Origin of the sequence: Paenibacillus salivarius, assembly GCF_051307165.1 — a bacterium.
GTDB lineage: Bacteria > Bacillota > Bacilli > Paenibacillales > Paenibacillaceae > Fontibacillus.
Genome location: NZ_CP195592.1, coordinates 2053466 through 2067940, shown reverse-complemented (window position 1 = coordinate 2067940; position 14475 = coordinate 2053466). Strand labels below are relative to the sequence as shown.

The window sequence follows — 14475 nt, the reverse complement described above, 5'->3', positions numbered from 1 at the left end:
GCCACTTCGTCTTTCTATAGAATGTCTGTATAAATTTTTCTATTCTAACGTACAAAAGAGATCGAATCCGTAACTTTATCTAACTTCATGCCGGAATAATCATCCAACATCGGAATATTTCCATTAAATTGTATGGGTAGTACGACATAGCCGGATTTGAAATAATCCTTCCCGTCCCAGCGATCTGAAAAGTACAAATACTCCTCTTCCGAACGTTTAAGCACAAATGCAGGCTGAGTACGATATGTTGTCTCATCACCGAAATTACGAAGCAGCCCCCAAGACCCTTCCATAGAATCTGCCATTGCGAATTTCCCCTGATTAGGATCCCAACCTGTGCAGAATGAAGACAACATGTAGTACTTTCCTTTTCTCTTGAACACCGTCGGAGCTTCCCTATATTCCCCTTGCCACAATTTATGAACAAGACATTCTACATTCAAATAATCCGCTTGCAAACGGTACACATGCAGATCCGCATTGTCTCTGGCAGCAGAAATAAAATAAGCAGTGCCGTCATCATCCTGAAACAGCGTGCAGTCCCGCGACATATATCCGTAAGGATTGAAACTTCCATGAAAGACAAACCCTGTATCGGGAGAATCAGAGGTAGCAATAGCACACGCAGCGGCGCAGTAGTCATTCCCGTTTTCGTAATGAATCCAAAGAACGAACTTTTGAGTTGCCGTATTGAATAATACTTTGGGACGCTCCAAATTCACTTTGCCGCCGTCTTTATTCATTAATTGAAGATTGGTGCGAACTCGAATTGAAGCAACCGGTGTATCGGTAGTAATGATATGATTCCGAAACTCCCAATTAAATAAATCCTTCGAACGATAACAACTGATATAGCAATTCTCTCTGCGATCCTCTCCGTACCAATAATAGTAACCATCATGATACAGCATATGCCCCCCGTGAGCATGGATAGGCTGACCGTTAAGATCTTTCCAGACTTCTCCGTTTGTTAAGCTTGCAATCATTTCCGCAACTCCTCTTTTATCATGAATAAGATTTTAGGGTGGCAACTATCCTAATGCCATAAACCTTCATGCCGCAACCCACAGCTGCAAAGCAGCATTGACTCTAGGCTAATTCCACAAAGATTATATCGGGTGAGGATTTGCAAGTCGATGCCCGAATATGAATAAGCATGTAAATAAATGAAGTTTAATGACTTCCTGTTCCCGTTCATCCGGAGCTTGAGGTTCCGGTGGATCCAGCTCTTCTCCATTCTGAAGTTGCACGCCGTCCCGATGGAGCTCAGATCCTCCAATTTTTTCTCCAATCTCCAGTCAAACCGTGACGGCCTTCTTGTATATTTGTAACATCAATATGTATAAAAAAAATAACGCCCCAGCGAGAGATCGTTATCTTCTCCACCAGCGCGTTACTTCGTCTTTAGTGAATATTTTTCTTTCTGAAACTGCCTCCTTTAACCTCGGCTACATCATATACGACCACAAACGCATTCGGGTCAAGTTCATGAATAATTTGTTTGATCTTACTGTCTTCCAGACGGTTAATGACGCAAGTGATTTCTTTGTAATGTTCATTGGAGTAATCGCCGTAAGCATCCGTATAGGTTGCACCGCGCCCTAACCGGTCGCGAATCGTTTCCACCATTTTCTCGGGCTGGGTGATAATGATTTTGAAGGTCTTGGATCAGCTCAAGCCTTCTTCAACAATATGTATCACTGTGGATGCGATAAAATAAGCGAGTGCCGGAAGTATGGTCCATGTAATCCAAATACGGTCGAAACAACAATGAAGACAAAAGCATTCAAGAATAGAATCAAGTCACTTGTCCCGAAAGGCAGCTTCCGTAACAGCAATACGGCTAGCATATCGATCCCATCTAACGCCCCGCCATTTCTCAATGCAACCCATACCGAAACCGATAATAATCCCGCCGACAACAGTAACTAACAGTGTATCCCCCTCAATAATGGTCGGTACATGATTCATAAGAACCGTGCCGACCGCTAACGAGGCAATCCCGAGAATGGAATAGAAGGCGAAGCTTTTACCGATTTGCTTGTAACCCAGCCAAACAAACGGGATATTCACGGCCTCCAGGCCATACGCCGCTACAAGAGGGTCTGTCAAGATTTATGTGTAAACTCACGACAAGGAAATCCCCCGAGGGGGATTTGGCGACTTAACGTAAGTGGTTGCCGACCCGTTCCGGAAAGAAGACGGAGAGTTGATGCAACTTCTGGCCCTAGTTCTGCACTCGCCCCGTCCATTTGCGGGTAACATCCATCGTCGTAGGTAAAGCATTTTAAGCAGGCTTCGTCGATAGGAAAATGCTCTTTCCCTTCGTCACTTTCCTAAGCTGCCGGTGGTAGCTTTCTATCATATTAGTCGTGTAGATCAGTTTTCGAATTTCAGGCGGGTACTTGAAGAAGGTAGAATGCTCTTTCCAGTTATTTCGCCAGGACCGGATAATGAGTGGATACTTGACGCCCAGACCTCTTCGAAACGGTCCAGCTCGAAGAGTGCCTCTTGCTCCGTCGCTGCTTTGTAAATAGGCTTTAGATCGGCGGTGACTTTCTTGAGATCCTTGTACGACACGTAGCGGGTGGAGTTTCGGATTTGGTGAATGATACACTTCTGGATCTCGGTCTTCGGATAACAAGCGGCAATCGCTTCGGAGAAGCCATTCAGGTTATCTATACAGATAATGAGGATATCCTGGACGCCGCGGTTTCTCAGATCATTCATCACTCTGAGCCAGAACTTGGAGGTTTCATTCTTGCCAATCCACATCCCCAGCACATCTTTGTTCCCGTCCAAATCGATACCAATCACCATGTAGGCTGCCTTGTTCACAATGGCTCCGTCCTGTTTCACTTTGAAATGAATCGCGTCCATGAAGACCACCGCGTACACGCCTTGAAGCGGCCGATTCTGCCACTCTTTAATGAGCGGGACGATATTATTTGTGACATTCGAAATGAGTGTAGGCTAAACTTCAATTCCATACAGATTCTGAAGGTGATCTTGAATCTCACGGGTACTGACGCCTTTGGCATAGAGGGCGATGATCTGGTCTTCGATGCCCGTCATGTTCTTCTGATGCTTCTGCACGACAATGGGCTCAAACTCGCTCATCCGATCCCTTAGATCGGCTATCTCCTGCTCGCCATATTCACTGACGACCGTATTTATGCTTATACTGTTACGGCTGTTTGATGTCATCTTAGCCCTGACCTCATGCTTCTCATAGCCCAGATGCGTATCTATCTCGGCTTCCAGCATCTCTTGAAGCGTCTCCGCAAACAGCTTTTTCAAGGCATTCTGTGCATCTTGGGCGGTGACCAGCTTGTTCTCTTTAATGAAAGTCCTCAGTTGTTCTTTTGACCAAAGTCCCATGTGTTCTCCCAACCTATTACTGGGTTTAGGAGTTTACACAATTTATTTTACAGACTCAGTTAGTTTTAAACATTCTGTGAAAATCGGTTGTAATATACCCAATATCATCGGTTGAAAATTCCCCACCTATTGCCGACATACTCTCCGAAGGGAGAGAGTCGAGATTGGTCAAGAACGGGGAGTGTTTCAAGATGAAGGATATGAAGGCAAGGGGCATGAGCGTCACCCAGATCGCAGATGAGCTGGGACGTGACCGTAAGACGGTTAGAAAGTATTTGCAGGTAGAGGAGCACATCCGTTACGTGAGACGAAATCCGGCAGCCGGCAAGCTGGACGCTTACAAGGAATACATACGGAACCGTATGGAAGAAGGCTGTCTCAATGCGAGCGTCATCTTAGACGAGATCCGAGAGAAGGGCTATACGGGCAGCAGTACCATTCTTCGCGTCTTCATGCAACCGCTTCGACCAGCGGTTCAGTCTAAGGCGACCGAGCGGTTTGAGACGAAGCCTGGCGAGCAGTCGCAGGTAGATTGGGGTCACTTCAGAGTAGACCACGACGGCCGATTGAAGCGTCTCTACGCATTTGTCATGGTGCTTGGCTACTCCCGAGCAATGTATCTAGAGTTCACCGAGGACGAGCGTCTGGACACGCTCATGGGCTGTCATACGAGAGCTTTCGAGTACTTCGGCGGAATTACCCAAAGCTGTCTCTACGACAATATGAAAACAGTCGTAACCGGACAGGACGAAAGCGGCGAGGCGATCTGGAATGAGCAGTTTGCCCGGTTTGCAAAGCACTATGGCTTCACGCTTCGCCGTTGCAAACCCTATAGGCCAAGAACCAAAGGTAAAGTAGAAAACGGTGTCGGCTACGTGCGAAAGAACTTTTGGCCGCGCATACGCACCTTCACGGGATTGCAAGATCTCAACGCGCAGGCCAAGCAATGGCTCGATACGGTCGCGAATAATCGTCTGCACGGCACGACGTTCAGGGTGCCACGCGAGCTATGGAAAGAAGAGTGTCTCAGTCCTGTAAATGACGTCGCCTTTGCTTACGCCGAGCGGCATCAGAGAAGAGTATCCAGCGACTGCTACGTTTCGTATGAGGCGAACCGATATACTGTCCCGTTTGCTTACGTGGGCTCTATCGTGGAGGTGCAGGATGAGAGGAACGGCACGCTGCGCTTCTACTGCGGCAGACAGCTCATCGCCGAGCATACCAAATCCATGGGACGACACCAAATTATAAGCAATAAAAAACACTTCGAGGGCATTCGCAGCACATCGAGTCGTCCGGTTGGAGAGCCCACGCCTCGTTATGTCAGCCAAATCGCACCAGAAGTGTCAGAGCGCTCGCTATCGGTCTATGACTCGCTCATGGAAGAGGCGGTGCTCCAATGATTCTGCAAGAGAGACTGGAGGCGGCGATCCGCCACTTTGGGTGGGTTCGCATACCGGAAATCATCCATCAGCACGCCGAAGAAGCGTCTAAAGCGAATATACCGTATCTGGAGTTCCTGGACAAGCTATTGGCTGAAGAAATGATTGCCAAGCACGACCGGTACATCCAAACAAGGACGCGCCTCGCTCATCTACCGTTCCATAAAACGCTGGACCAGTTCGATTTTGCCTTCCAGCCATCGGTCGATGAGCGCAGGATCCGCGACCTCTCAACGCTTCGCTTCGTGGCGCATCAAGAGAATCTCATTTTCCTCGGACCGCCTGGTGTAGGTAAGACGCACCTCGCTGTAGCGTTGGGCCTTGAGGCCATAAAGAAGCGACATTCCGTCTACTTCATCACAGCACATGACCTAGTGCAGACACTACAGACGGCTCACTTGACCAACACGATCAAACAGAAAATGAGGATGTTCACCAAGCCCGACCTGCTCATCATCGATGAGATCGGGTACCGAAAGATGGACGAGACCGCTGCCCACTTCTTCTTCCAGATCGTCTCTGAGCGTTATGAGCGCGGTTCTATCCTGCTTACGTCTAACAAGACGTTTGGCGCTTGGGGTGATATATTCGGCGATACGGTGCTGGCGACGGCCATCCTCGACCGCCTCCTCCATCACTCCAGTACCGTTAACATCAAGGGAGAGAGCTACCGTATTAAGGAGAAGAAAAAGGCCGGCTTCTTCCGCCCTGAACCTACAGAGGACGATGAAGCCGACCGATGAAACTGGGGAATTTTAGACCGATACTTTTGGGGAATTTTAAACCGATGTTGACAATTCTGAAGCAAATGTAATCCGTTAGGTTCTATTCTCTTGTTCACTACACTACATTCAATTATTGGAACATTAAATTTAAAATTTTCATGAGTAGCCAATAAAACAATAGCATTTGCCGAAATCTCTTCAATTATCCTTAATACGTCTTCAATATTTTTTTGATCAATAGCTGAAGTAATTTCATCAAATAAATATACATCGGGATTACTTACAATGGCTCTCGCAAAACATACTCGCTGTATTTGCCCTCCAGAGAAGTTTAGGCCCTCGTCATTAAACACAGTTTCGTATTGATTTGGCAAACTTATAATTAATTCATGTAAATTCAGTCGTTTGCATATATTTTCTATATCCTCCAATGGTACATCTCTGTATAAGGATATATTTTCTCGTATTGAAATAGAAAATATGTAGTGGTCTTGTGTGACATAGCTAACTTTATTTCTCAGATTTTCTTCACTATAACATTTTAATTCCATACCATTAATTAATATTTCGCCAGTATAATCGTCAATTAATTTCGATAATATATTTAATAAAGATGTTTTTCCCGAACCACTTGCACCTTTTATAAGATATATATTATTTTTATAGAAATTAATATTCATATCTTTGAAAACTTCTATGCTGCTTTGTGTAATGTAACTTAGATTTTTAATTTCAATTTTTTCAATCTTGTCGTGTCTTTCTTTGTCATTAACATTCTCACTTTTTTCAATACTTCCAGATTCAACTATTTCACCCACCCTGCGTAACGAAACAGATACCTGTTGTATTTTAGAGTTAAGACTTGACAATAGTAATAGGACACCTTTAAATCTGTCTGAATATTCATTAAATGCTGTCATCATTCCCAAACTAAGCCTTCCGTTAAATATCAAAAATATTGCTAAAATTATATTCAAATTATTTATCAAAAACGTTACCGAGCTAATGATAACCTGGGTAACTAGTTGAACATTAAACTTCTCTATATTTTTTTCATTAATATCCATTACATTCTTGCTAAACATCTCATTCCACTTATTTTCAACCTTGAAAATTTTTATTGATTTCAATCCTGATATGGACTCATATAAAAAAGACATAAAAGAATCATGCATTTTTGTATACTCAATTTCTTTTGATTTGATCAGTCTCCCAGAATATATGTATATCATGAATGTAATAGGGAATGTTACTATGGTTACAAGTGTTAGTATTGGACTTATATATACCATAAACAATAAAGAAATCAGCATACTAAGGGTCTGCACTACTAAGTTCATATTATCAAAAAGAATTGATGAAAAAACTGTCGAATCACTTTCAATGTTATTGACTAATCTCCCTTTGTCAATTTTATAAACCCTGGAATAAGGCATATCTAAAATTGAGTTAAACAAGTCTTCTTTGATATATAGTTCGACTGAATAACTAAGCTTTATAATCAATTTTTGATTTCTGTATTCTAGTACAGTAGAAACTACAAAACATAAGAACATGTAAAGTAAATTCATTTTTATTACATAAAATGATTGACTTACTATACCATTAATGATGTTTCCAAAGAATAGAGGGAATGCCAATGATAATATATTGGACATTATCATGATAGATAATATTAACAAAATTGATCTTTTAGGTATTTTCAACTTTTTTATAGTATTGAAAAATAGCACAAAATCATTTTTATAATCTTTCATTGTGCTACTTCCCTCCATCTTACACTGTATTCAACTCATTTTTATTGGGCTATCATTTCTTTAAAGATTGATCAAGCAGCGTTTGCGCTTCGGACTCTACTGTTGCTACTGCTTCATCCAGAGAATTTTGTCCTTTTTTTACAGGCTCTAATTCTCGACTTAAGATCGTAGCAAAATCGTTGAAGAACTGATCAGGTAACTTGTACCAATCATTACTACGTCTTGGAAATTTTAATTTCAACGAATAGAACGGCTCTAAACTGGTTCCTTCATAGTCAGTCATATATCCTTCTCGACTTAATAATAGTTGCTGACCTAACAGCAATTCATTAGATTCGGAGCTAGCTCGAGCATAATCTTCACCGCACACATACTTAATAAATTCCCATGCTGCATCTTGATTGACTGATGCTATGTTAATAGCGAGTATATCACCTGGGGTTACATAAGTTGATGTAGGATCAAGGGGATCGGCAGGTCCAGCGGCAATACCGAGTTCAAAGGGTACGTAATCGTTCACATTATTCTTGAAATTATTCATAAGTGCTAGCGATGTTACAGATCCAATATGCATAGCAGAACGCCCCATGAGAAATGGTTGGCTATCATAAAACTCCTCATTCGTTCCACTAGTGAATAATTCATCCATAGAATTAAAGATAGCTCCCGATTTCTCTGCCTTAATAGCGGTCTGAATCACTTTCTTCCATGCATCTGTATCTATGGTCACCTGCATTTTATCTGTATTCACGATCGACAATCCTTCAGCCTGGCTCATCTTATCAATCAGTATAACTAGATCCATGGGGGCTTCATACACATCTCCACCGCTATATCCGTAAACTCGTGTCTGTTTATCCCCTTCAGTAGAAAAACGACGAGCAAGATCAATGATGTCGTACCAACTCATTCCATCAGATGGTAAATCAATGTTATTTTTCTTGAACAAGTCCTTGTTATAAAATATCGCCTTGCTTGAGAATGACGGAGTAAGCCCATATAAGCTACCACCGCCTAACTCACGAAACTGATCAACTAAACCGGGAACAAACCCATCCAGATTATAGTTATCTCTAGTACTAAGCGAATCAAGTTCAGTCAGTATTCCATTGTTTATTTGATTTTTAAACTGATGAGCATCCAGAATCAAGATATCCGGCTGTTTTTCACGGATAAACTGTGCATACACCTCTTCCTTCGTCTTATCACTCATATCCATGTAAATGTCTGCATCACTGATTACTTCAAATTGGATATGATTATTAAGCGTGGTGAACCAATCTCCATATTGCTTGTAGAATAATTCCGAATCATGATAGATAACTTTAAGCGTGGTCGTTTCTTGATTCTCCCTTGGACCCTTGGGCACACTTGTACAACCTACTACTGCCAGACAACTAATAACAAGTATCGTAGCTACTTGGAACCATGCCTTGTTCATCATCGACTCCTGTCTCTGCTCAACATGCAGCATCGTCATTTAAAAGGTACTGTCTTGAAATCATCCCAATTGATGGTCATCTTTTCCTTTGCCACACTTCCGTCCGGCTCTCCCCCCTCATTTTTTCCATTAACTTTCCTGGCAAGGTTCGCTTCATCAAGGGCGACTTGCGCATCTCGTTGAATCGACTGTAGCGCTACATCAAGAGATTTTTGAGATTTCTCTACTTGAGCCAATTCACGAAACATAATCTCCCCATATTTTTCTTTGAATTCATCCGTAATAATATTATCATTAGGATCGTCATAGTAATTACTCGGTGGCACGGAAGTTAAGTGATAGAATCCATCTAGGTTAATTCCATAAAAATCGCTTGTTTGACCCATGCGTGAAGGTATTCCATTGTCAGGCCTGCTCGCCAATTTGCCTGCAACCTCTTCGCCCTGCATAAACTTCAACAATTCCCATGCAGCATCCACATTGGAGGAGTTAGCACGAATCGCATATACATAATCATTATTCAAATTCAGATCTCTTGTTATTTCTCGGTTAGATAGGTCCGCTGGACCAACCACCATGCCTACTCTAAAGGGTTTAACCTTACCACTTTTTATATAGTCAAGTACACTATATGCCCAGCTAGGTTCATCAGCAATCAACATTGCTTGCCGCCCCTTAGCAAAAGGTTGCTGTTCATTGAAGTCTTCATCCGTGTTATATCCTCTAACGTAGACGGCATTTGTAGATAATGCTTCTTTAGCTTGTTCGTACGCTTTCTTCCAGCCTTCTGTTTTCATTGTAATTTGCATTGTATCAAGGTTAACTGCCTTTAATCCCATAGATAAACCGATCCTCACACCTAGCTCATCTAGAGGGTTTTCTTTGTTTAACCCAAAGCTCGTGAATCCGCCGTATATCCTGGATTGCTCATCTCCATCGGTAGGAAATCGCCCTGCTAAGTCAATAAGTTCTTGCCAAGTCATCCCGTCGTGTGGCGGCTCAATTCCATATTGTTCGAACATGTCCATATTGTAAAAGATCACTTGTCGCTGAAATGTAGGCGCAAAACCATACAACTTCCCACCGCCTTGCTCCCTGAGAAAGCTGGTAATTGAAGGATAAATCGTTTCGATATTATAGTGATCCCGCGCCACTAGCGGTTCAAGATCTAACAAGAACCCTGCTTCTGATAACAGATTAAAATCATAAATACTTAGCTGAAGAACATCCAGTTGTTCTTGTTCGATTGACTGTTGGAGAGCTTCCACATAGTTCGAAGCAGTTTTTTCCAGTTTCATACTTTTGGGTCTAATAAGTTCAATCTTAATCGAACCGTTCTGGGCATGGAACATATCACCGTATTTATCATTAAAGTATCTTTTTTCATTGTCGCGATTCATCACCTTCAACTTTGAAACGTTAGGCTCCGGCAAGCTTTTACAACCTGCCAATCCAATCAAGAGTAAGCTTATAAGCAGCATAAATGTTAACTTGAACTTGCTCAAACGGATCCCCCCAAAGATTCAACTTTCCCATAAAGCTCTGAAGTATGTTCAAATGCGAATGTGCGAAAACTGAATGGAACCATAATGAATTTCTATCAATCACAACTTCCACTTTACGGGAAAGTCAGTATGCGATTATTATATATTCACGTCCATCGTTCAATTACGTGATAATTTTCACATTTCTTTCCATATATTCCCTTACCCGTTTTCTATAGTAGTAGACTTCTAAATAAAGATCAAGTAATTTACTCCATAAAATATATTCTTAAAAAGGACTTCATTGAGCCGGAAGGATAATTTATAATTCATATGACACCCAAATTGGTGCAATTACGTACAACGTTCATTTCTAAATGAAATGACAAAAGAAGCCCATCTATAATCGCTTATAGTGGGCTTCTAATTGTTTCAGAATCAGTCCCCGCGAAACGCGCGCTTCATCCGGTCGAAGAACGATTGCTCATGCTCATGGGTATGCTCTCCGTCAAGCGCCGCAAACTGGCGCAGCAGGTCCTTCTGCTCATCGCTAAGCTTGCTTGGCGTTACGACAACGACCTTGATGTGCTGGTCGCCTTGTCCGATGCCCCGCAGCTTCGGCACGCCTTTTCCCTTTAAGCGGAAATACGTCCCGGTTTGGGTCCCGGCCGGAATTTTCAGCTTCACTTTCTCCGTCAGGGTCGGAATTTCGATTTCATCGCCAAGGGCCGCCTGAGCGAATGTCAGAGGCACCTCGCAGTAGATGTCGTCGCCTTCCCGTTCGAAGAAATCATGCGGCTTAACGCGAATCACGATATACAGGTCGCCCGCAGGTCCCCCGCGTAATCCGCCTTCTCCTTCTCCGGACATCCGGAGCTGGGCGCCGTCGTCCACGCCCGCAGGAATGCGGACATGGATTTTCCGCTGCTTCTTCACCTTGCCGCTGCCGGAGCATGTCGAACATTTCTCCTTGATGATTTGCCCTTTGCCTCCGCAGTTGCTGCACGCCCGGCGATTGACCATCCGACCGAACGGCGTGTTCTGCACGACCTCCTGCTGACCTGAGCCGTGGCAGACCGAGCAGGTTTCCGGCTTCGTCCCGGGCTTAGCCCCGGTACCGAAACAGGTATCGCAATTTTCGGTTCTTGGAATCGTAATGTCCGTTTCCTTGCCGAACACCGCTTCCTTGAACTCGATCGTCATCGTATACTGCAAATCGTTACCGCGTTGCGGCGCGTTCGGATCACGCCGGCCGCCGCCGCCGAAAAACATATCGAAAATATCGCCGAACCCGCCGAAATCGGCGCCCGAGAAGCCGCCGCCCATCCCTTGGTTCGGGTCGACATGCCCGTACTGGTCGTAACGGGAACGCTTGCCCGAATCGCTCAGCACGTCGTAAGCTTCTTTCACTTCCTTGAACTTGGCCTCCGCATCGGATGCTTTATTGACGTCAGGGTGATATTGACGCGCCAGCTTGCGGTAGGCTTTTTTGATCTCCTCGTCCGAAGCGCTCTTGCCAACCCCGAGCACCTCGTAGTAATCCCGTTTTTCTGCCATTCTTCCACCCCCGTTATGACTTGTCTGGCGTGCCGGAGGATCGTCCCCTTTATCCGGCAAAAGGAAAGTCAAAGCGCGAAACAGCCGCACTTTGACCTTCCCAGCTCACCTAAGTCTATTCATGAATCAGCGGTCCTGTGATTATAGGATCTGCTCTTAGTTTTTCTTGTCCTCGTCGACAACTTCATATTCGGCGTCTACGACATTGTCCTTGCCGCCCGCAGCCGAAGCGCCTTCCGCGCCGCCGGCTTGCTGCTGCGCCTGTGCCGCTTGCTCGTAAAGCTTCACGGACAGTTGCTGCACGATCTCGGTCAATTTTTCGGAAGCGGCCTTAATCGTATCCAGGTCGTCGCTTTCGAGCGCTTTTTTCAGCTCATCTTTAGCTGCGTTCGCCTTTTCGACTTCGCCTGCATCGACTTTGTCGCCGAGCTCCTTAATCGTTTTGTCAACGCTATAGATCAGTTGGTCGCCGTTATTTTTCGCTTCGATAAGCTCTTTGCGCTTCTTGTCTTCTTCGGCATGAAGCTCGGCATCCTTCATCATGCGTTCCACTTCCTCGTCGCTCAAGCCGCTGGAAGAAGTGATGGTGATTTTTTGGCTCTTGCCCGTGCCTTTATCGGTAGCCGATACGTTAACAATCCCATTGGCGTCGATATCAAAGGTAACTTCGATTTGCGGTACGCCGCGAGGAGCGAGCGGGATGTCTCCCAGCATGAAGCGGCCCAAGGTTTTGTTGCCTGCCGCCATTTCGCGTTCCCCTTGCAGGACGTGGATTTCAACGCTCGGTTGGTTATCCGCGTAGGTCGAGAACACTTGCGATTTGCTTGTAGGAATCGTCGTGTTCCGCTCGATCATCTTCGTGAATACGCCGCCTGCGGTTTCAATACCCAGGGACAGCGGAGTCACGTCGAGCAGGACGACGTCCTTGACGTCACCGGTCAGAACGCCGGCTTGTACGGCTGCGCCGAGGGCTACGACTTCGTCCGGGTTAACGCCTTTATGAGGCTCTTTGCCGGTCAGCTTCTTCACCGCTTCTTGAACGGCCGGAATCCGGGTCGAACCGCCGACGAGAACGATTTTGTCGATATCCGCAGGCGTCATGCCGGCATCGCTCAGCGCGCGGCGAGCAGGACCGAGCGTGCGCTCCACCAGATCGGCGGACAATTCTTCGAATTTCGCGCGGGTCAGGTTCAGCTCCAGGTGCTGAGGTACGCCGTCGACTACGGTAATGAACGGAAGCGAAATCGTCGTCGTCAAAACGCCGGACAATTCTTTCTTCGCTTTTTCAGCCGCATCTTTCAAACGCTGTACAGCCGCTTTGTCTTTGCTCAGGTCGATGCCTTGATCCTTTTTGAATTCGGCAACCAGGTAGTCGATGATCACTTGGTCGAAATCGTCGCCGCCGAGATTGTTGTCCCCGCTGGTCGCTTTAACTTCGAAGAAGCCGTCGCCCAATTCCAGGATCGATACGTCGAACGTACCGCCACCGAGGTCATATACGAGAATCGTTTGGTCCTCGGCCTTTTCCAGACCGTAAGCAAGAGCTGCCGCCGTCGGCTCGTTGACGATCCGCAGCACTTCGAGGCCGGCGATTTTACCGGCGTCTTTCGTAGCTTGGCGCTGGCTGTCATTGAAGTATGCAGGTACAGTGATAACCGCTTGAGTAACCGGCTGTCCCAAATAAGCTTCGGCGTCGGATTTCAATTTTTGCAAAATGATAGCGGAAATCTCTTGCGGCGTGTATTCTTTGCCGTCAATGGTTTCCTTATGGTTCGAACCCATATGTCTTTTGATCGAAATGATCGTACGGTCCGGATTGGTGATCGCTTGGCGTTTCGCGGTTTCACCGACGATCCGTTCTCCGTCTTTCTTGAAGCCTACAACCGAAGGGGTTGTACGCGCGCCTTCCGGGTTTGGAATGACTACGGCTTCGCCGCCTTCCATTACGGCAACGCAAGAGTTGGTCGTTCCAAGGTCAATACCGATAACTTTACTCATGGAAAAGTTTCCTCCTTATTTTGTTGCTGTCTTCTATGTTCTGTTTCGGGCCTATATCAAGCTAAGCCGGGCGGTCAGCCGCTGACTTTAACCATGGCAGGGCGAAGCACCTTATCCTTCAAGATGTACCCCTTTTGCACTTCTTCAACCACGGTGCCTTCCTCATATTCATCGCTTTCCACCTGCATGATCGCCTGATGGAATTCAGGGTTGAACGGCGTTCCGACGGATTCCATGGCGGACAAGCCTTCCGCCTTGAGGATCCCTTCGAGCTGACGGAAAATCATCTCCACGCCTTTGGCGTAGGAAGCGACCTCCTCGCTGTCGTTTACGAGTCCGAGCGCGCGTTCAAAGTTGTCGATCACCGGCAGCAGCTCGGTAATGAGCTTGGCGGAAGCGTACTTGCCCAGTTCTTCCTTCTCCTTCACCGTCCGGCGACGGAAATTATCATAATCGGCCTGCGTACGGAGCAAGCGTTGCTTGTGTTCTTCCGCTTCAGCCCGCAGTTTGTCGAGTTCAGCCTGCGCTTCGGCGGATGGCTCCTGCACATCTCCCGCCTCCTGCGCCGGAATTTCTTCCGCGGTTTCTTCGGCTTTCTCTGTCAATTCTTCCTCAACACCCGTTTCGATGTTGTCTTGAATATCCTTTTCTTTCAAGATGTCACCTCCTTAAAATAAATAGCGCAAAGTG

10 protein-coding genes and 2 pseudogenes are annotated in these 14475 nt (G+C 45.5%); 2 read left to right on the top strand and 10 right to left on the bottom strand.

The window, feature by feature from the left end; all coding sequences use genetic code 11:
• Positions 1-44 precede the first annotated feature (44 nt).
• The 4 genes and pseudogenes from ACSFXJ_RS09195 to ACSFXJ_RS09180 all read right to left on the bottom strand — a co-directional run bounded on the left by ACSFXJ_RS09195 (position 45) and on the right by ACSFXJ_RS09180 (position 3381).
• Entirely contained in the window at positions 45-986 is a 942-nt protein-coding gene (locus tag ACSFXJ_RS09195; RefSeq protein ID WP_435924857.1) for a family 43 glycosylhydrolase, read from the bottom strand.
• A 418-nt stretch (positions 987-1404) separates the two neighbouring features.
• Positions 1405-1629 carry a DUF2179 domain-containing protein gene (locus tag ACSFXJ_RS09190; RefSeq protein ID WP_435924856.1) on the bottom strand — a complete coding sequence of 75 codons (225 nt, stop codon included), beginning with the start codon at positions 1627-1629 and terminating at the stop codon, positions 1405-1407.
• A 68-nt stretch (positions 1630-1697) separates the two neighbouring features.
• A pseudogene (locus tag ACSFXJ_RS09185) lies at positions 1698-2073 on the bottom strand (YitT family protein).
• A 214-nt stretch (positions 2074-2287) separates the two neighbouring features.
• Positions 2288-3381 (bottom strand): annotated as a pseudogene (locus ACSFXJ_RS09180) (IS256 family transposase).
• Positions 3382-3572: 191 nt separating this feature from the next.
• Here ACSFXJ_RS09180 and istA point away from each other — a divergent pair.
• Together istA and istB are read left to right on the top strand one after the other, a co-directional pair.
• Positions 3573-4784: an IS21 family transposase gene (istA, locus tag ACSFXJ_RS09175; RefSeq protein ID WP_435921274.1), complete on the top strand. Its 1212-nt coding sequence runs from the start codon at positions 3573-3575 to the stop codon at positions 4782-4784.
• Positions 4781-5566, top strand: coding sequence for an IS21-like element helper ATPase IstB (istB, locus tag ACSFXJ_RS09170; RefSeq protein WP_435921273.1), 786 nt, complete (start codon positions 4781-4783; stop codon positions 5564-5566). Before istA ends, istB begins: the two co-directional genes overlap by 4 nt.
• On the opposite strand, the gene ACSFXJ_RS09165 is transcribed toward istB, so the two are convergent.
• The 6 genes from ACSFXJ_RS09165 to grpE all read right to left on the bottom strand — a co-directional run bounded on the left by ACSFXJ_RS09165 (position 5491) and on the right by grpE (position 14444).
• Positions 5491-7305: an ABC transporter transmembrane domain-containing protein gene (locus ACSFXJ_RS09165; protein ID WP_435924855.1), complete on the bottom strand. Its 1815-nt coding sequence runs from the start codon at positions 7303-7305 to the stop codon at positions 5491-5493. The two genes, istB and ACSFXJ_RS09165, sit on opposite strands and share 76 nt — an antisense overlap.
• Positions 7306-7357: 52 nt before the next feature.
• Complete coding sequence (locus ACSFXJ_RS09160) at positions 7358-8749, bottom strand: ABC transporter substrate-binding protein (RefSeq protein WP_435924854.1); 1392 nt, start codon at positions 8747-8749, stop codon at positions 7358-7360.
• A 32-nt stretch (positions 8750-8781) separates the two neighbouring features.
• Positions 8782-10251 carry an ABC transporter substrate-binding protein gene (locus ACSFXJ_RS09155; RefSeq protein WP_435924853.1) on the bottom strand — a complete coding sequence of 490 codons (1470 nt, stop codon included), beginning with the start codon at positions 10249-10251 and terminating at the stop codon, positions 8782-8784.
• 417 nt (positions 10252-10668) lie between these two features.
• A complete protein-coding gene (gene dnaJ / locus ACSFXJ_RS09150; protein WP_435924852.1) occupies positions 10669-11787 on the bottom strand; it encodes a molecular chaperone DnaJ in 1119 nt (372 codons plus the stop codon).
• Between the two features lie 156 nt (positions 11788-11943).
• Positions 11944-13785 carry a molecular chaperone DnaK gene (dnaK, locus tag ACSFXJ_RS09145; protein WP_435924851.1) on the bottom strand — a complete coding sequence of 614 codons (1842 nt, stop codon included), beginning with the start codon at positions 13783-13785 and terminating at the stop codon, positions 11944-11946.
• Positions 13786-13859: 74 nt separating this feature from the next.
• Positions 13860-14444, bottom strand: a complete 585-nt coding sequence (gene grpE, locus ACSFXJ_RS09140; protein WP_435925718.1) for a nucleotide exchange factor GrpE — start codon at positions 14442-14444, stop codon at positions 13860-13862.
• Positions 14445-14475: the final 31 nt, after the last annotated feature.

Bases quoted from the DNA above. Each gene is read 5' to 3' on its own strand.
- dnaJ (WP_435924852.1), bottom strand. From the start codon at position 11,787: ATGGCAGAAAAACGGGATTACTACGAGGTGCTCGGGGTTGGCAAGAGC.
- istA (WP_435921274.1), top strand. From the start codon at position 3,573: ATGAAGGATATGAAGGCAAGGGGCATGAGCGTCACCCAGATCGCAGAT.
- ACSFXJ_RS09160 (WP_435924854.1), bottom strand. From the start codon at position 8,749: ATGATGAACAAGGCATGGTTCCAAGTAGCTACGATACTTGTTATTAGT.
- ACSFXJ_RS09195 (WP_435924857.1), bottom strand. From the start codon at position 986: ATGATTGCAAGCTTAACAAACGGAGAAGTCTGGAAAGATCTTAACGGT.
- ACSFXJ_RS09165 (WP_435924855.1), bottom strand. From the start codon at position 7,305: ATGAAAGATTATAAAAATGATTTTGTGCTATTTTTCAATACTATAAAA.
- dnaK (WP_435924851.1), bottom strand. From the start codon at position 13,785: ATGAGTAAAGTTATCGGTATTGACCTTGGAACGACCAACTCTTGCGTT.
- istB (WP_435921273.1), top strand. From the start codon at position 4,781: ATGATTCTGCAAGAGAGACTGGAGGCGGCGATCCGCCACTTTGGGTGG.
- ACSFXJ_RS09190 (WP_435924856.1), bottom strand. From the start codon at position 1,629: ATGGTGGAAACGATTCGCGACCGGTTAGGGCGCGGTGCAACCTATACG.